Source organism: Rossellomorea sp. y25 (assembly GCF_038049935.1).
In the GTDB taxonomy this organism is placed as follows: domain Bacteria; phylum Bacillota; class Bacilli; order Bacillales; family Bacillaceae_B; genus Rossellomorea.
In genome coordinates, this window is sequence record NZ_CP145886.1 from 4495574 (window position 1) to 4511728 (window position 16155).

Sequence of the window (16155 nt, forward strand, 5' to 3'; positions counted from 1 at the left end):
CCGTATATGCAAGGGTATAATCAATCAGCATATAATCCATATGGTCAGTATTACGGTGGAGGGCAAGGTCAGGGCCAGTATTATCCTCAGCAGCAAAGTGGTGGAGGTTATCAAATACCTCCACCGACGAGCGCTCCGGCACCTTCTCAAAATGTTCCTGGAATGCTTCCGATTGAAGAGTCGTATATCGAGAATATTCTCAGGTTGAACAAAGGAAAAGTAGCGACTGTATATACCACGTTTGAAAATAACAAGGAGTGGAACGCAAAGATTTTCAAGGGAATCATCGAAGCGGCAGGCCGTGATCATCTTATCCTGAGTGATCCACAAACCGGGACCAGGTACCTCATCCCAATGATTTATCTAGACTACATTACATTTGATGAAGAAATTGAATATGAATATCCGTTTGGAGCAGGCGGCTCTATGCAAGGCTATTCCCAACGATAAAAAAATACCCTGTAAGGAAATCATTTTCCTTACAGGGTATTTTCATTTTATAATGTTTTCGCTGCAAACATAATCAGAAGCACCCATGCAACTAGGAAGCTCACCCCACCAAGAGGAGTGATCGCTCCAAGTACCTTAATTCCAGATAGACTCAGTACATAAAGGCTTCCTGAGAATAAAATCGTTCCAATCAGCATCAGCCATCCGGACCATGACAGTAAGGATGTAGGTGTCACATTTCCCATGAGGACCCCGACGATGATGATTCCGATGGCGTGGAACATTTGATACAGGACTCCAGTGTTCCATGTGTCAATATACTTCTGAGAGATCTTCCCTTCCAAGGCGTGGGCACCGAAAGCTCCTAAAGCGACAGATAAAAAGGCGTTGATTGCTCCAATGATAATAAATGTTTTCATAATGGTCCTGCTCCTTCTTCACTTAGTGATTAAAAATCGAATAAAGAATTTCCATTCGCTCCATCATCCGTTTCCAGAGGCTCTTCTTTCTGGATGGTGACAGGCTTCTGACTCGGTTGTGATTCCTGTAAATATGGCAATGTTTGTTGAAGTTGAAACGAAGGTGCTGCAGTAGATGCCCCGTGGTTTTCCTCCAACAAAACCTCGCATAGAGCCTTTATTGAATACACATGCTCACGAATTTGCTGTGACTTTTCGGCTGATTTTGCTTTTCCGAGTTCGTTTTCTATTTTCTTTATTAATGATTGATGCGGGATATTCACAATTGATGACTCCTTCCACAAGTCTTCCCGTACATGATTTATCGTTTTACTTAGAGTATGTACTTCCTAGAGATGACCTACATCATTATCCTAATTCTAAATGAAAGATTTCGCAAATATCTTCTCGTCATCATCTCTGTTTAGGCCTGAATTTCAGACAAGGACTCCCCGAGGATTGAAAAACCACCAGTGAAGGCATGGATTTCGTTTTGAACCCGTAGCCTTTACAACCCCGGGGATGAGCCTGCTCCCAGGTGGTATAGAAATAATGACATTGAAAGCAATTTATACGCTTCTCGTTTTTCATTTGGCGCCCCCCTACAAAATAAACCCCTCCATATACGAGGGGCCATCCATTGTTTCACGTGAAACATCCGGTTATTCGATACACCAGTCAATCTCTTTTATCCCTTGTTCCCGTAAAAACTCGTTTGTTTTTGAATATGGTTTACTTCCAAAGAAACCCCGGTGTGCGGATAACGGGCTCGGATGAGGAGCCGTGACGATATAGTGCTTGGAAGAATCAATGAACGACTGCTTCGCCTGAGCAGGTTTCCCCCATAAAATAAACACCATCGGCTTCTCTCGTTCATTCAGGATCGAGATGACATGATCTGTGAATTGTTCCCACCCTTTTCCCCGGTGGGAGTGGGCCTTCCCATCTTGCACGGTTAATACCGTATTTAACAGCAGGACGCCTTGCTCTGCCCATTTCACCAGGGAGCCATGGGCAGGGATCGGGCATCCGATATCATCCTGAAGTTCTTTGTACATATTTCGTAATGACGGAGGAACCTTGACTCCTTTTTTGACAGAAAAGCTTAAGCCTTCTGCCTGATTCGGTCCATGATAAGGATCTTGTCCAAGCAATACAACTTTCACGTCTTCGTACGCTGTGTAATGAAAAGCATTGAAGATATCATGCATAGAAGGATAAGTTGTGTTCGCTTCATATTCCCCTTTAAGCCATTCTCTCAAGGTCTGATAATATTCCATCTGAAGTTCATCTTCCAGAATGTCTGCCCAATCGTTTTGAAAAATCGTCGTCACTGTTAGACATCCTTTCTAGTCCTGAAATTGAATCGTAACGTCATAGCCTAATTGTTCAAAGAAACCCTTCAATGATTTCTCAGCATTTTTCTCCGCGGCTTGAAGCAACCCCTGCTCAACCGCTTCCTGACTGATTTGGTCCTTGGCCACTTCCGCAAGGGCAAACCCTTCGTTCCAGTCCACATCATTTCTGAAAATCCCTTCTACGGAGAAGGTCTTAATGTTCTCAGTATCAATGGAAGGGTCCTGCAGAATCTCAGCACGTGGCAGGGTTAATTGAATTTCTTTCTTCTCTTCATTAACTACTATATTGTCTTCATCGATTCCCTGTAAATCAACCCCTGCCAGGACGGTTCCAGGGACCACCATCAGAAGCTTCCGTTTTGTCCCGGGTAGATCTGTATTGATGTCTTTCCCAAATAATTGATTATCCTCCTGTTCGATTACAGCCTTTACAAATCCTTGAGCCGTCGCCAATGAACTCATTTCTTGAATCCTCTCTACAAAAGCCCCCTTCTCTTCTGTAAAGGTGGATCCGGATAGCCATGAATAGACCCCTATGGATACTCCTCCTACTAATAGGATGAAAAGAAGGAGAATCAACAACACTCTATTTTTCCAAAAGGACAGAACGGATGTTGCTAATTTCCAAGCCGAAAAACGTCTACTGCTTCTATTCTCATACGCCAAAGAGGCACTGGTTTCTCTCTCACTCGCTTTCAAATCTGCTAAAATCGCTTCAATTTCTTGTATTTTCTTGTATTGATTTGTCAAATGCTTCACCTTCCTCTCTTCTATTATAGGAAATAATGTAGAATCTTGGAAACAATTATTCTCCCAAAACCATTTCTATATTATGGAAGTTTTAATTTCCTACAACCGGGAAAAGAAGGGAAAAGACATTAAAATTAAATGGAGGGTATGATCATGTATAAAGTTCAAACTGCTGAAAATGTGGTAGAAGCGAAAAGAGAAATAGAAATGTTTACAAGTGAAGGTTACTCTAAAGATGAAATCTATGTGTTTGCACACGACAAACATCGTTCTGAACACATCACCGAGGCAACCCATACGGAATCCACTGGTATAAAAGAACAGGGAATCATTGAGTCCATGGGTAATCTATTCAACAGCCGCGGAGATGAATTACGGTCGAAAATGAAGTCCGTGGGGATGAACCAGGCAGAAGCGGATGCCTATGAAGAAGAACTGGATAAAGGTAAACTTGTCATCGTCGCTTCCAAAGAAGCAACAAATAATAATGCGAAACCATTCTAAGTATTAACGATTCATTCAATTCCAAAAGACGCCCGAGGAAATCATTCCCGGCGTCTTTTTTTGTAATAGCCAAAAGAATTTGTATTTACCCGCACGTTATTATATTCTTTAGTCAGACTTTTACTTTTACAATTATAACGAGTTACTTTCTTAGGAGGAATGCAACCATGACATTAAAAAAAACCCTTACGATCGCTGGATCCGATACAAGCGGTGGAGCCGGGATCCAAGCCGATCTTAAAACATTCCAGGAGCATGGCGTGTATGGCATGACTGCTCTTACAACGGTTGTTACAATGGATCCGAACAACCATTGGCATCACCAGGTTCATCCACTATCCATTGATACATTGGAAGCACAACTGGAAACGGTTCTTTCTGTCGGAATCGATGCCATGAAAACAGGCATGCTCGGTACAGTTGAAATCATTGAGCTTGCAGCGAAGAAAATAGATGCATTCGGGTTGGATAAAGTCGTCATCGACCCAGTAATGGTATGTAAGGGTGAAGATGAAGTATTAAACCCTGAAACAACGGATGCCATGAGAGAGCATTTGCTCAAGCGTGCCACTGTGGTAACTCCTAACCTATTCGAAGCAGGTCAGCTTGCCGGGTCTGGTCCGATCAAGACCATTGATGAAATGAAGGAAGCCGCAAAGAAAATCCACGATCTTGGGGCGAAAAATGTTGTCATCAAGGGTGGAAAGCAATTACAACACGATAAAGCTCTTGATTTATTCTATGACGGAAACGAATTCACTCTGCTAGAAGAAGAAAAAGTAGAAACGACGTACAACCACGGTGCTGGCTGTACATTCGCAGCAGCCATCACGTCAAACCTTGCAAATGGACAAGACGTGAAAGAAGCGGTACAAAACGCGAAAACATTCGTTACAGCAGCCATCAAACATGGTTTCAAACTGAACGAATACGTAGGTCCTGTCATGCACGGAGCTTACAACCGATTCGAAAAATAATCTTGGACCGGTGCCAGGCACGAAAGAACCATTTTGTGCCTGGCACTTTTTTTGAGGGACGGACCTCTCCTGTCGAATTCCACTCTCTCCTCCTCAATCATACTTTTCGCAATCACTCATGAATTTTAGTAAGATAGTACATAATGGTTAAGAGTCTTTTCTGTATCTAAGGAGGAAAAAAGATGGAACCGATCAAGATTGCTGATGTGCACGGGATCATTACCCAACTTGCCCGTCAGGACGTTTATATACATTTAGAAACTACCAACGGAGCCTATGCTTCTCACTTTAATGAAGGTTTCTTTTCTGCCGGAGCCTATATAAGAAACGCGAAAGTCAACTATGAGCACGGAAAAATCATTGGGGACGGACCTTACCGTGTCGGATTGAAAATTGAGATCGGCTGGATTTATGCTGAAGGACTGACTCATTATGAATTTGATGAACAGGGTCGCCTGTTACTTGCAGGACACGGTGCCGATGGAAAACTTGCCGTTGCCCTTGAAATCAGCCCGACACCTTTTAACTAAACGATATGAACCAACTATAAAAGGAGAGGTCAACATGGAAAAAGAAAGACAAGTACTTGTCATCTTTCCACATCCCGATGATGAAGCATTTGGTGTATCAGGAACCATTTCCACTCACGTAAAAAATGGAACGCCCGTCACCTATGCCTGCCTCACGTTAGGGGAAATGGGAAGAAACTTAGGAAACCCACCTTTCGCAACAAGAGAATCGCTTCCACAGATTCGTAAAAAAGAATTACAAAAAGCGGCCGATGTGATGGGAATCCAGGATTTACGCATGATGGGATACCGGGATAAGACCCTAGAATTCGAAAATGATGAGAAACTTTCAAACATGGTGACAGAGTTAATTGAAGAATTAAACCCTTCACTCATCATCACGTTCTACCCGGACTACTCTGTTCATCCCGATCATGAAGCAACAGCAAGAGCCGTGGTCCGTGCCGTTCGACGCTTGCCAAAAGAATCAAGACCGAAGCTTCACTGCCTTGCTTTCTCAAAGGATTGCGAAGCAGAATTAGGTCAGCCTGATATCCTTGTTGATATCACACCTGTTAAAGATCAAAAAATCGGTGCCATGAAGGCTCACATTTCTCAAACAGCGTGGATGCTGAAGGATTTGGAAAAAGGCATTCAACAAAATGACCCCGAAGCCCTAAAATGGGTGACAGTGGAACGATTTTGGAGTTACCAGTGGGGAAATGACAAAGTAGAATAATGATTATGAAAAGAGTTTGGGCTTTGCTCGAGCTCTTTTTTTATTGTGCTCTTCTAATGGGGAATTTGGTGAATACAATAAATACAACTAATTAATGAGTGATTACTCACTTTACAAGTCACTCTGCATACCTTATATTAAAAGTGAGTAACCACTCACTAACTTATGAAAGGTGTGATTCAATTGAATTCCATCATCCAATTGAACGGGCTGTCCAAGTCATTCGGCTCTCAAGAAGTGTTAAGAAATGTATCTCTTAACATCCCAAGAGGAGATATCTATGGATTATTGGGCCCCTCTGGCTCGGGCAAAACGACGTTGATCAAACTTATGATCGGACTCGAAACCCCATCGACAGGGAGTGTAACCTTCAAAGGGAACAAGCTGAAAGCAAAAGAGCTGTACCCAACCATCGGATATATGGCTCAATCAGATGCCCTATATGATGAGCTGACAGCGAAAGAAAATTTATCTTTCATGGCTTCTCTCTATGGATTAAAGAAAAAGAAACGAAACGAACAAATGGAGAAAGTGATGACGACCGTCGACCTTCTGGATCACCTTCATAAACCTGTTCATCAGTATTCAGGAGGCATGAAAAGAAGACTGTCCCTTGCCATTGCCCTCTTACATGATCCCGAGGTTTTATTTTTGGATGAACCGACCGTTGGGATTGATCCCGTTTTAAGAAAGGAAATATGGGATAGCTTTCAACGTCTTAAGGAAGAAGGCAGAACCCTTATCATTACAACCCATGTGATGGATGAAGCAGAAAGATGCGACCGGTTAGGTCTATTACAGCATGGAGAAATCATTTCAAGTGATACGCCGGATGCCATTAAAGGAACCTATGGGGTGACTTCGATTGAAGATGTATTTTTGAAAAATGGAGGTGTTACCATTGAGGATTAGAGGGTTTGTCATTCGGATTCTTCAACAGCTGCTCAGGGACAAACGAACATTGGCCTTGATGTTTCTAGCTCCTTTATTGATTCTGAGTATGTTGTCCCTCGTATTTAACTCTGATGATTACGATGCCAAGGTGGCGATTGTGGATTTGCCACAACAGCTTGAAGCAAAGGTCGATACGAGTGATTTTGAAACATATCCAGGTACGGATAAAGCGTTAAGAGATATTAAAAATGGCAAGTTGGATGGCTATATTTCATTCGATGATCCAACCAGTCCTTCCATCGTCATTGAAGGCAGTGACCCCACTGTCAACGGGGCTGTGATGAAGAAAGTTCAAACTTTGTTTCCCGCCAACTCTCAAAAACTATCAGGTCAAATGGAGTATGTGTACGGAAGCAAGGATATGGAGATGTTTGACTCCTTTGGCCCTGTACTTCTTGGATTTTTCGTCTTCTTCTTTGTGTTTTTAATCAGCGGGGTATCATTCTTGAGAGAAAGAACGACCGGGACACTTGAAAGATTGCTTGCTTCACCGATCAAGATTTGGGAGATGGTCGCAAGCTACGTGATTGGATTCGGCATCGTCACCCTTCTTCAAGCATCATTGATTTCCTGGTATTCGATTTATGTGTTGGACATGATGATGAAAGGAAGCTTTTTCAATCTGTTGATTATCATTGTCTCCCTATCGTTTACAGCTCTTACATTAGGAATATTGTTATCTGCTTTTGCCAAGAATGAATTACAGATGATGCAGTTTATTCCAATAGTGGTCTTACCGCAAATTTTCTTTTCAGGATTATTTAACTTGGATACGATTTCTGGATGGCTAAGCTGGATTGGACCGATCACCCCTCTTTATTACGCAGCGGATGCATTAAGGGATGTGATGATAAGAGGTTTTGCCTTTGAAAACCTGCTCTTTAACCTATCCGTGCTTATTGGATTTTCTTTACTCTTTATTGTTCTTAATGTTGCAGCCCTACGAAAATACCGTAAAATATAGGGTGAGAAACGACAAGTTAGGGGTTTAAGCATGTTAGAAGATAATAATCTATTCAAGCATCTATTTGACCAAGAGGAAACACTGACGGAGAAACAACAGAAAATAGTAGAAGCAGCTATTGAAATGTTCGCTGAAAAAGGCTATGCCTCCACCTCTACCAGCCAAATCGCCAAAAAAGCCGGCGTCGCAGAAGGAACCATCTTCAGGCATTATAAGACGAAGAAGGACCTGCTTCTTTCCATCGTATCTCCTACGATGGCCAAACTGATTGCTCCGTTTGTGATCCGGGATATTAATAAAGTGTTAGATGCGAAGTATGATCGGTATGAGGATTTCCTTAAAGCCATGATTCTTAACCGACAGGAGTTTTTAAAAGAGAACATGACCGCTTTTAAGATTTTAATACAGGAAATCCCTTTTCATCCGGAATTAAAAGAACAATTCAAAGAGCATATCGCTGAAAAAGTGTTCGGGAAATTCGTCCGACTCGTCGATTATTACAAGGAAAAAGGACAAATAATAGACTTGCCTTCTCCGGCGGTTGTTCGGTTTTCAGCCACCAGTATCTTCGGATTGCTCCTGGTCCGGTATCTCCTCCTTCCCGAAGAAGATTGGGATGATGAGAAGGAAATCGAGATGACAGTGCAGATGATTGTGAATGGGATTGGGAAGGGATAAAAGTGTGGGAAGAGCTCCAAATATTCAATTTGGAGCTCTTTTTTAGTTTAGAAAGCCGGAAACAGAACTGAAGTTGCCACTCGAAAGCTTAATTTAAGCCCCCTCCTACCTATTTGGAGGAGTTTATTTTCAAATTTCTGATTTCATTTCCAATTTTCCATGATTTGTTTTCAAATCCCAGATTTTATTTTCAATTCTCCCTGAATGACTTACCCCTCCGTTCGTTTCCCCCCTGACCTAAACGGGTAAAACCTACTATCAGCACAAGGAGGTAGAAAAATGAGTTTTCTTTTCCACGAGAGTACATTGAAAGAACAACATATTCTCATCACTGGTGCAACAGGCGGCATCGGATTCGAAACGGCGAAAGTGGCAGTGCAGGTCGGAGCCAAGGTAACCATCACAGGCAGAAATGAAGAAAAGCTGAATCAACTAAAAGATGAGTGTCAGGATCCAAACAGGGTCTTCATGTATAAGGCAGACCTTACAAACGCTCAGGACCTGGAACAGCTGCTATCATCCGCTATTGAAGAACATGGCCCCATCACCGGTCTCGTTAATTCTGCTGGAATAGGCGGCGGTGATATGGTAGAGAAGTTATCAGAAGAAGTTGCACGAGAGATCATGGAGTTGAACTATTTCTCATTGGTCCAACTCTCACAGGCAGTATATAAACAAATGAAGGATAGAGGGAGTGGATCCATCGTCAACATCTCCTCCCTTTCAGGACTGAGAGGAACTCACGGCAATAGTGCGTATAGTGCATCCAAATTTGCGGTCACCGGGTTTACCCAGGCATTTGCCCATGAAGCAATTGAAAACAATATACGAGTGAATGCCATTTGCCCCGGTTATGTAGATACCGAAATGGGACGAAACGCCATCAAATCAAAAGGCGAACGAGAAGGCAGAAGCTATGAGGAGCAATTAGAGATCGCGAAAGACAGTATCCCCTCTGGACGGTTGACCTCACCGACCGAGGTCGCGAATACGATTGTGTATCTATTAAGTGATGCCGCCGTGAATATTGTTGGAGAGTCGGTGAAGATTTCAGGAGGAAGCGTGATGCGTTGATAAACCCTTACAGAACACCGTTCAAGCACGAACGGTGTTCCTTTAGTAAGTTAATAAGTGGATAAAAAGTAAAAATTAGTGCATTCATCACTTACACCATTCAGTAAATTATGGTTTAATAAATAGTACTATGGAACGATAATTGAGAAGAAGGTTGTGGAATTGAACCCTATCGCTTCTTTATAAAGTAAAAGCTGAGAGATCTTTCTCCTCTTTTTTTTACTTCAAAATCGAACATACGTTCTGTTGGTGGTGAAAAAATGGATTCGTTAATTAGGAAATTTTATCGTCATTATCCTCATCTCAAACATAATAAAGCTGTTGATTCCTTTATCAGTCAAACGGAAAATCAGAAATTAATAGAAGATTTTTTATGTCACCCGAGCGCGCGTAAGGAAGAACGTTTAAACGAAGCCTTTAAGGCCCATTACTTTGATATTCGGTTTACCTCATACGTCAGTTCATCCCTCTATTTTCACAGTGTGAACTTTGACAAACATGTTAGGAAATATAGTGAACGTCATCCTTTGACCCTTGATAACAAAGTCGATCATGAAGGCGGATCTTTTATTGATCTTGTGCCCGATCCTGCATCAGAAATACCCCCTTTTGCAAACTATTCGACCTTAACAGAGTGCCTTGAGAATGAAGAATTGCTTCAGGCATATGAAGCGTTAACAGACAAACAAAAGCTAATTCTCGACTTAGCTTATGTACAGGAATTCAATGATACTGAAATATCACGAATTCTTGGCATATCTCAACAGGCTGTATCAAAAACTCATCGAAAAGCATTAAGCACCTTAAAAACAATTTTAGAAAAAGGAGAATCATAAAGCATGGGAATATTATATGACCTGGTAAAAGAAGCTCAATGTAACACAGCATATGAAACGAACGTCATACAAACCTTCGAACCGAAAATAAAGAAATCATTGTATTTAACCAGAGTAGAAAATAGAGACGATCTTGAACAAGAGTTAAAGATCAAAGTGATACGTTATGTCAGGGATTATTCATTAGAGAATGTACCAGGATTATTTGATTTAAATAAACAATAAAAAAGGACAAACACTCACAAAACCTGTGGGTGCTTGTCCTTTTTCTATGCTGAATCGAGTTTCCTCAAAAACTTCCGGCTGCAGGTTGTCATTTCGCCCCCCTATTCTTCTTTATAGAGTGTAAGGCAAACAAAACAGAGTGAGAGAGATTGGGATGGTCTTTCTTTCTCTTCATCCCTTTTTGCCTCAAACATACAAAGGGAGCGATGATGAATGAATTGGACAAGAACATTACGACAAGGTGATTCAGGCAGCGATGTAAAGGAACTTCAGATTCGAGTTGCAGGATGGGCAGCAGGTTCCCCTTCCCAAACTTATGTGTCGGTGGATGGAGCATTCGGACCGGGAACGGAAGCTGCTGTTAAACGATTCCAAAGTGCATACGGTCTTTCAGCTGACGGAATCGCAGGACCGCAAACACATAGCAAATTGAACGCCCTTGAAGCAAGCGACGGCTCGACGGTCAACTTTGCTTTCAGTGAATTCTATTCGAAGGACGGAAGCGGCTTCTCGGGAGGAAATGTCGGCTCTACTCAAGTTAAGGAGAATGTACGACGATTAATGTACAAGCTTGAAGCTCTTCGTAAAAAACTTGGGAATCCGCCTGTTGTGATCAATTCTGGATTCAGAAGCATCACTCATAACCGAAATGTCGGCGGTGCCTCAAATAGTATGCACACTTACGGAATCGCAGCCGATGTTGATCCTTCAGGGAAAACGCCTGCTCAAGTAGCTGAAATTGCCAAAACATGCGGATTTAGCGGGATCATTAAATATACAACATTTGTTCATGTTGATAGCCGTATCGAGTATCCTTATGGTTCTCAATCGTTTTACTGGGCTTAAGGAAGGGAGGAAATAAAATTATGCCAATCATTGTACTTGATCCAGGTCACGGGGGAACAGACCCAGGCGCTGTTGGAAACGGACTGCAGGAGAAAAATCTCACGCTGGATATCGGATTAAAGGTTCAGAAAGTTTTAGAAGACAACTTTGTGGTGGATGTTCGTTTAACAAGAGAAACGGATGTATACGCAGGATTATCAGAGCGGGCGGATTTTGCAAATGGATTAGGCGCCTCTTACTTTGTATCCCTTCACCATAATGCCGGCGGTGGTACAGGGTTTGAAAGCTTTATTTATCCAGGTTCAGCAGCCTCTGAAACGGGAAGAAGACAAGATGTCCTCCACGGGGAATTAATGAATTTTTACTCAAAATACGGATTAAGAGATCGTGGACAAAAGGAAGCGAACTTCGCGGTATTAAGAGAAACCGCTATGCCCGCGATATTACTGGAAAACCTGTTTATCGACAGCGTGAATGATACGAATCTCTTAAAAGATCCAATCTTTCTTACTGGGTTGGCCAATGCCACTGCAGCTGGAATAGCAAAAGCACTTAATCTCAAACCTTAACAAAACGCAGGCTGGCTTAGGCCGGCTTGCACCTAAGGAGGAGTTACAATGGATTATTCCGTATTTGTTCAATTACTAGGAAATTTCGGATTTCCCATTGCCGTCACACTCTTTTTATTGGTGAAACTGGAGAAGAAATTGGAGCAGCTGGAATTGGCCATCCACTCCCTATCTAAAGCGTTTAGTAAAAACGAGAAATAGTTGAAGCTGGAGGATATGTAAATTGATCAAATTTGTTTGGGGGTCCATCGCTGTATTGCTTAGCTGCTCGGGAATTACTCTCCTATTAATGAATAACAATTATTGGGTAACGTTGATTTTACTTTCATTGAGTATCATCTTGCTTAATGTGAATGAAGCACATGTAAAAGGTTGAGCCGCGATGCTCAACCTTTTTTTCTATACGTTGATGCTGTATCAGTCATATCCTGAGTATATTATCAAACATGAAACACTTATCTTAGAGGTTTCATGTTTTTTTATTTTTTCAAAGCGTATAGGACAAACCTTAGTCCGGGAAGCCTTTAAGTAAGGAGGCGATGTATACATGAATACATTTGAAGTTTTATCTCTGATGCTCAGCTTTGGGATGTTTGTGATCGCTATTCTAAAATTTAAAGACAATGATGAGAATAAGAATTCATAAACACGCTGAAGAGCGTGTTATTTTTTTGAAAGGAAAAAAACCTTCCCCAGCTCAATGCTAAAGAAGGTTCCAAACCTCTATTCCTCAATTTTAAGTGAATTCAAATTCACTTCATACAATTTATCATCATTTTCACGGGGAATTCCGCGGCCATCTGTGTTATTTGAGACAAAGTAAAGGGTATCCCCTTCCACAAATACATCGCGAATCCTGCCGAAACCTGTAAGCAAGTCCGATACCTTCCGGGTTTCGGGGTCAAATCTCTTCACACTTTGACCAGCGAGAGATGCAAACACTAAATCCTCATTCCAAAAGGCAGCTCCTGACGGGGCCCATGAAGGTTCGCCGGAGTGAGCGAGAGGCGAAATCAATGAATCCTCTTTTTCATCCCCTGTAATCTTTGGCCAGCCATAGTTGTTACCAGCTTCGATACGATTCACTTCATCATATCCATTTGGTCCGTGCTCCGTTGCATATAGCTCCCCGGCTTCGTTCCAGGCAAGTCCCTGAGGATTGCGATGGCCGTAACTGTAAACGTATGAATCCTTAAATGGATTGTCGTCCGGTATTCCCCCATCCAAATTCATCCGAAGAATTTTTCCGCCAAGAAAGGAGAGATCCTGGGCCTTATCCTGTTGGGTGGCATCCCCTGCCGTAATGTAGAGCTTGTTATCCGGACCGATTTCAAGTCTTCCCCCATGGTGGTATTGACCGCTTGGAATTCGGTCCAGTAGCACTTTTTCCTCGCTCCACCCGTTTTCCGTTCGTTGCAATACCACTACCCGGTTGTAAGGGTCTCCAGATTCATCGTATGTGTAGTAGGCATAAGCCTGTTGATTAGTCTTGAAGTCCGGGTGAAGCACAAATCCCAGTAATCCCGCTTCAGGTCGCTTCGATAACGGTTTTGAAAGATTGGTTTTCACGACCGTTTTTTTTCCATCACGTATTTCAACAATATCACCCGTTCTCTGGGTGAGGTAGAAATCATCACCGAGCTTATTTATCGACCAGGGAATGGAGAGGTCCTGGGCGATCACGTTGCTTTCGACACTCGGTTTGCTGACGGATTCACTTTTTTCCTGCTGTCCATCTGGCTGTCCCATTGAGCAGGCATTAAGTAGTAAGGTAAGACCAATGACGAATAAGAACCAACTGCGATTTTTTTGGTTTCTCAATTTTTTAGCTCCCTTATTCACTTTTTAACCATTATGGACAAAGTAAGATGTTCTCATTACTTAGCTGTCTGTTGAAGAGCCTCTTGAATCGCTTTTGCGACACCGTCCTCACGGTTGGTTGCGGTGATAAACGAACAGAATTCTTTTACCTGATCAAGGGCATTTCCCATGGCAACTGGTCTTCCAACTACTCTCATCATGGATAGATCATTAAGGTTATCGCCCATGGCCATTACATTTTTGACTGAAAGCCCTTTGTCATCCAGAAGTTTTTGCAGAGCGACTCCTTTTTGAGCTTCCAGACTATTCACTTCAATATTTTCTTTACCAGATGAGCTGATCGCGATGCCAGCTATTTCATGTAATTTTTCGTTCGCTTCTGTTAATTGCTTTTCATCAAAAGAGAAAACAAGAAATTTGTAAACAAGTTGAGAAGAATCTTCGAAAAGGATCCCATAATCATCGACCAATTTAATATGACCTTTTTCAAATCGTTCTTTTGCTGCCTGTCTCACTTGTTTTTCCGACACATTTGGATTGGCTGTTGTAAAAATGTCGACAATCAGCTCGATCCCCATTTCATAGTTTTCAGTATACGTTCCTTGATCAGTGTATATTTCAAAGTAAATGCCCGTCTCGTTTAGTGCAGCGGCGATTTCTTTCGCCCGTGCTGATTCAATACCGGCCTGATAAACGATTTCACCTTTTTTATTTCGAACCTCGGCACCGTTGGCACAAATAATATCGCATGAGATGCCAGCTTCCTTTATGACATATCTGGCTTCTTCATACGATCTTCCTGTGGCAACAATCACTTCAACTCCTCTTTGCTGAGCATCCAGTATGGCCTGTTTGTTTGCTTCACTGATCTCTTGATTTTCATTTAAAAGGGTTCCATCCATATCTGTTGCAATACATGTAATCATAAGCAGACACCTTTCTATGGTTGAGTATTCTTAATTTAGCCATTGTATCATGAATTATTTATCCTCTTGTACTGATGTACCTTACTCTTAACAAAATTAATACACGCGAGTTAATTTTCTGTTAATTCACTTAATTGAAAGGGTTTTCACACGCAATTATAGAAGAATAGAAAGGGTGTGTATTAAATAAGGGGGATTATGAGATGAAAGCACTTATATCATTATCGAACAAGATTATGCAACGCTATCTGCCTGATCCATTTTTATTTGTTGTCATTTTAACATTGGTTGTATTTGGGTTTGGTCTTATTTTCACTGATAGCTCGAGCCTTGAGATGGTTCAGTATTGGGGCAATGGTTTTTGGAGCCTGCTTGCCTTTTCGATGCAGATGGTTCTCGTGCTTGTTACAGGGTATGTACTGGCAAGCAGTCCACTTTTTAAACGGTTCCTTGGTTTCCTGGCGTCATTTGCGAAGTCACCCGGTTCCGCGATTGTCATCGTTACCATCGTTTCTATGATTGCAAGCTGGATCAACTGGGGCTTTGGGCTGGTCATTGGGGCATTATTTGCGAAAGAGCTTGCCAAACGGGTGAAAGGTGTCGATTACCGATTGCTCATTGCCAGTGCCTATTCTGGATTTGTTGTCTGGCATGCAGGTTTCTCAGGTTCCATTCCGTTATCCATCGCGACTGCAGATCATCCTTTCCAGGATATGATCGGTGTCATCTCTACGAGTGAGACGATATTCGCTACGTTCAATGTCCTGATTGTCTTAACACTATTCATTGTTCTTCCCATCATCAACCGAATGCTGATGCCGTCAAAAGAAGAGACCGTAACCGTAGATCCCGAGCTCTTTAATGAGACAGCTGCCACTCTGGAAAAAGAGGCGTTAACACCTGCTGAGCGTCTGGAAAACAGTATGGTTTTATCGATTATTGTCGCCGTTCTCGGGATTGCATTCCTGTTCTCATACTTTATTCAAAATGGTTTCGCCCTTAATTTAGATATTGTCAATTTTCTATTCTTATTCCTGGGCATTCTCTTTCACGGGACCCCTAAGCGGTTCCTTGCGGCTGTTCAAGAAGCGATCAAGGGCGCAAGCGGGATTGTCATTCAATTCCCTTTCTACGCGGGAATCATGGGGATGATGACAGCATCAGGTCTTGCTGTCGTGATGTCTGAGGCCTTTGTATCGATTTCAAATGATATGACCTTTTACTTCTTCGCTTTCCTCAGCGCCGGGATTGTGAACTTCTTTGTCCCTTCAGGAGGAGGACAATGGGCCGTCCAGGCTCCCATTATGCTTGATGCCGCTCAAACCCTTGATGCTTCTGTCGCAAAGACTGCTATGGCAGTGGCATGGGGGGACGCCTGGACAAATCTGATCCAGCCATTCTGGGCATTGCCTGCTCTGGCAATTGCGGGATTAAAGGCAAAGGATATTATGGGATATTGTGTTATCATCCTTGTCATTAGTGGAGTCGTCATTTCATTGGGACTATTATTCTTATAA

General features: G+C 42.3%; 22 protein-coding genes. 16 read left to right on the forward strand and 6 right to left on the reverse strand.

All coding sequences use genetic code 11. The features are described from left to right. The first annotated feature begins 6 nt into the window (after positions 1–6). Complete coding sequence (gene gerQ, locus AAEM60_RS22355; RefSeq protein ID WP_299745619.1) at positions 7–450, forward strand: spore coat protein GerQ; 444 nt, start codon at positions 7–9, stop codon at positions 448–450. Between the two features lie 47 nt (positions 451–497). Here gerQ and AAEM60_RS22360 read toward each other — a convergent pair whose 3' ends face one another. The 4 genes from AAEM60_RS22360 to AAEM60_RS22375 all read right to left on the reverse strand — a co-directional run bounded on the left by AAEM60_RS22360 (position 498) and on the right by AAEM60_RS22375 (position 3016). Next, the gene (locus tag AAEM60_RS22360; protein WP_044340168.1) at positions 498–869 is read right to left on the reverse strand and encodes a DUF423 domain-containing protein; all 372 of its coding nucleotides are present in this window, start codon (positions 867–869) and stop codon (positions 498–500) included. A gap of 29 nt (positions 870–898) precedes the next feature. Then, positions 899–1192, reverse strand: coding sequence for a YwdI family protein (locus AAEM60_RS22365; protein ID WP_299745184.1), 294 nt, complete (start codon positions 1190–1192; stop codon positions 899–901). Between the two features lie 378 nt (positions 1193–1570). Next, positions 1571–2242 (reverse strand): uracil-DNA glycosylase, encoded by a 672-nt coding sequence (locus tag AAEM60_RS22370; protein WP_299745190.1) that lies wholly within the window; start codon positions 2240–2242, stop codon positions 1571–1573. 15 nt (positions 2243–2257) lie between these two features. After that, positions 2258–3016: a DUF4230 domain-containing protein gene (locus AAEM60_RS22375; RefSeq protein ID WP_299745193.1), complete on the reverse strand. Its 759-nt coding sequence runs from the start codon at positions 3014–3016 to the stop codon at positions 2258–2260. A gap of 153 nt (positions 3017–3169) precedes the next feature. On the opposite strand from AAEM60_RS22375, the gene AAEM60_RS22380 reads away from it, so the two are divergent. The 14 genes from AAEM60_RS22380 (at position 3170) to AAEM60_RS22445 (ending at position 12267) form a co-directional block, all read left to right on the forward strand. Then, positions 3170–3520 carry a general stress protein gene (locus tag AAEM60_RS22380; protein WP_044340173.1) on the forward strand — a complete coding sequence of 117 codons (351 nt, stop codon included), beginning with the start codon at positions 3170–3172 and terminating at the stop codon, positions 3518–3520. Positions 3521–3687: 167 nt separating this feature from the next. After that, a complete protein-coding gene (pdxK, locus tag AAEM60_RS22385) occupies positions 3688–4497 on the forward strand; it encodes a pyridoxine/pyridoxal/pyridoxamine kinase (RefSeq protein WP_299745210.1) in 810 nt (269 codons plus the stop codon). 182 nt (positions 4498–4679) lie between these two features. Beyond that, a complete protein-coding gene (locus tag AAEM60_RS22390; protein ID WP_299745212.1) occupies positions 4680–5027 on the forward strand; it encodes a YojF family protein in 348 nt (115 codons plus the stop codon). 34 nt (positions 5028–5061) lie between these two features. Beyond that, positions 5062–5745 (forward strand): bacillithiol biosynthesis deacetylase BshB2, encoded by a 684-nt coding sequence (gene bshB2 / locus AAEM60_RS22395; protein ID WP_341357187.1) that lies wholly within the window; start codon positions 5062–5064, stop codon positions 5743–5745. A 174-nt stretch (positions 5746–5919) separates the two neighbouring features. Next, on the forward strand, positions 5920–6657 hold the full coding sequence (locus AAEM60_RS22400; RefSeq protein WP_341357188.1) for an ABC transporter ATP-binding protein: 738 nt from the start codon (positions 5920–5922) through the stop codon (positions 6655–6657). Beyond that, a complete protein-coding gene (locus AAEM60_RS22405; protein WP_341357189.1) occupies positions 6647–7663 on the forward strand; it encodes an ABC transporter permease in 1017 nt (338 codons plus the stop codon). The genes AAEM60_RS22400 and AAEM60_RS22405 overlap by 11 nt, the downstream gene beginning before the upstream one ends. Before the next feature lie 30 nt (positions 7664–7693). Beyond that, the gene (locus AAEM60_RS22410; protein WP_299745224.1) at positions 7694–8341 is read left to right on the forward strand and encodes a TetR/AcrR family transcriptional regulator; all 648 of its coding nucleotides are present in this window, start codon (positions 7694–7696) and stop codon (positions 8339–8341) included. A gap of 279 nt (positions 8342–8620) precedes the next feature. Continuing rightward, on the forward strand, positions 8621–9415 hold the full coding sequence (locus AAEM60_RS22415) for an SDR family oxidoreductase (RefSeq protein ID WP_299745227.1): 795 nt from the start codon (positions 8621–8623) through the stop codon (positions 9413–9415). A 260-nt stretch (positions 9416–9675) separates the two neighbouring features. Next, positions 9676–10251 (forward strand): sigma-70 family RNA polymerase sigma factor, encoded by a 576-nt coding sequence (locus AAEM60_RS22420; protein WP_299745230.1) that lies wholly within the window; start codon positions 9676–9678, stop codon positions 10249–10251. Positions 10252–10254: 3 nt separating this feature from the next. Beyond that, positions 10255–10476, forward strand: coding sequence for a hypothetical protein (locus AAEM60_RS22425; protein ID WP_299745233.1), 222 nt, complete (start codon positions 10255–10257; stop codon positions 10474–10476). A 213-nt stretch (positions 10477–10689) separates the two neighbouring features. Beyond that, positions 10690–11322: a D-Ala-D-Ala carboxypeptidase family metallohydrolase gene (locus tag AAEM60_RS22430; RefSeq protein ID WP_341357190.1), complete on the forward strand. Its 633-nt coding sequence runs from the start codon at positions 10690–10692 to the stop codon at positions 11320–11322. Between the two features lie 20 nt (positions 11323–11342). Continuing rightward, entirely contained in the window at positions 11343–11891 is a 549-nt protein-coding gene (locus AAEM60_RS22435; protein WP_299745238.1) for an N-acetylmuramoyl-L-alanine amidase, read from the forward strand. A gap of 48 nt (positions 11892–11939) precedes the next feature. Further along, the gene (locus AAEM60_RS22440; RefSeq protein ID WP_299745241.1) at positions 11940–12092 is read left to right on the forward strand and encodes a YvrJ family protein; all 153 of its coding nucleotides are present in this window, start codon (positions 11940–11942) and stop codon (positions 12090–12092) included. A 22-nt stretch (positions 12093–12114) separates the two neighbouring features. Then, positions 12115–12267, forward strand: coding sequence for a hypothetical protein (locus AAEM60_RS22445; RefSeq protein ID WP_299745244.1), 153 nt, complete (start codon positions 12115–12117; stop codon positions 12265–12267). A gap of 347 nt (positions 12268–12614) precedes the next feature. On the opposite strand, the gene AAEM60_RS22450 is transcribed toward AAEM60_RS22445, so the two are convergent. After that, the gene (locus tag AAEM60_RS22450) at positions 12615–13712 is read right to left on the reverse strand and encodes a PQQ-dependent sugar dehydrogenase (RefSeq protein WP_341357191.1); all 1098 of its coding nucleotides are present in this window, start codon (positions 13710–13712) and stop codon (positions 12615–12617) included. A 56-nt stretch (positions 13713–13768) separates the two neighbouring features. Then, positions 13769–14638, reverse strand: a complete 870-nt coding sequence (locus tag AAEM60_RS22455; RefSeq protein ID WP_341357192.1) for a Cof-type HAD-IIB family hydrolase — start codon at positions 14636–14638, stop codon at positions 13769–13771. A gap of 203 nt (positions 14639–14841) precedes the next feature. Here AAEM60_RS22455 and AAEM60_RS22460 point away from each other — a divergent pair, with 203 nt between their 5' ends. Continuing rightward, on the forward strand, positions 14842–16155 hold the full coding sequence (locus tag AAEM60_RS22460; RefSeq protein ID WP_341357193.1) for a short-chain fatty acid transporter: 1314 nt from the start codon (positions 14842–14844) through the stop codon (positions 16153–16155).

Excerpts from the sequence above, each read along its gene's own strand:
- AAEM60_RS22420 (WP_299745230.1), top strand. The coding sequence starts at position 9,676 with ATGGATTCGTTAATTAGGAAATTTTATCGTCATTATCCTCATCTCAAA.
- AAEM60_RS22440 (WP_299745241.1), top strand. The coding sequence starts at position 11,940 with ATGGATTATTCCGTATTTGTTCAATTACTAGGAAATTTCGGATTTCCC.
- AAEM60_RS22410 (WP_299745224.1), top strand. The coding sequence starts at position 7,694 with ATGTTAGAAGATAATAATCTATTCAAGCATCTATTTGACCAAGAGGAA.
- bshB2 (WP_341357187.1), top strand. The coding sequence starts at position 5,062 with ATGGAAAAAGAAAGACAAGTACTTGTCATCTTTCCACATCCCGATGAT.
- AAEM60_RS22435 (WP_299745238.1), top strand. The coding sequence starts at position 11,343 with ATGCCAATCATTGTACTTGATCCAGGTCACGGGGGAACAGACCCAGGC.
- AAEM60_RS22455 (WP_341357192.1), bottom strand. The coding sequence starts at position 14,638 with ATGATTACATGTATTGCAACAGATATGGATGGAACCCTTTTAAATGAA.
- AAEM60_RS22360 (WP_044340168.1), bottom strand. The coding sequence starts at position 869 with ATGAAAACATTTATTATCATTGGAGCAATCAACGCCTTTTTATCTGTC.
- AAEM60_RS22415 (WP_299745227.1), top strand. The coding sequence starts at position 8,621 with ATGAGTTTTCTTTTCCACGAGAGTACATTGAAAGAACAACATATTCTC.
- AAEM60_RS22460 (WP_341357193.1), top strand. The coding sequence starts at position 14,842 with ATGAAAGCACTTATATCATTATCGAACAAGATTATGCAACGCTATCTG.
- pdxK (WP_299745210.1), top strand. The coding sequence starts at position 3,688 with ATGACATTAAAAAAAACCCTTACGATCGCTGGATCCGATACAAGCGGT.
- AAEM60_RS22425 (WP_299745233.1), top strand. The coding sequence starts at position 10,255 with ATGGGAATATTATATGACCTGGTAAAAGAAGCTCAATGTAACACAGCA.
- AAEM60_RS22390 (WP_299745212.1), top strand. The coding sequence starts at position 4,680 with ATGGAACCGATCAAGATTGCTGATGTGCACGGGATCATTACCCAACTT.
- AAEM60_RS22380 (WP_044340173.1), top strand. The coding sequence starts at position 3,170 with ATGTATAAAGTTCAAACTGCTGAAAATGTGGTAGAAGCGAAAAGAGAA.
- AAEM60_RS22430 (WP_341357190.1), top strand. The coding sequence starts at position 10,690 with ATGAATTGGACAAGAACATTACGACAAGGTGATTCAGGCAGCGATGTA.
- gerQ (WP_299745619.1), top strand. The coding sequence starts at position 7 with ATGCAAGGGTATAATCAATCAGCATATAATCCATATGGTCAGTATTAC.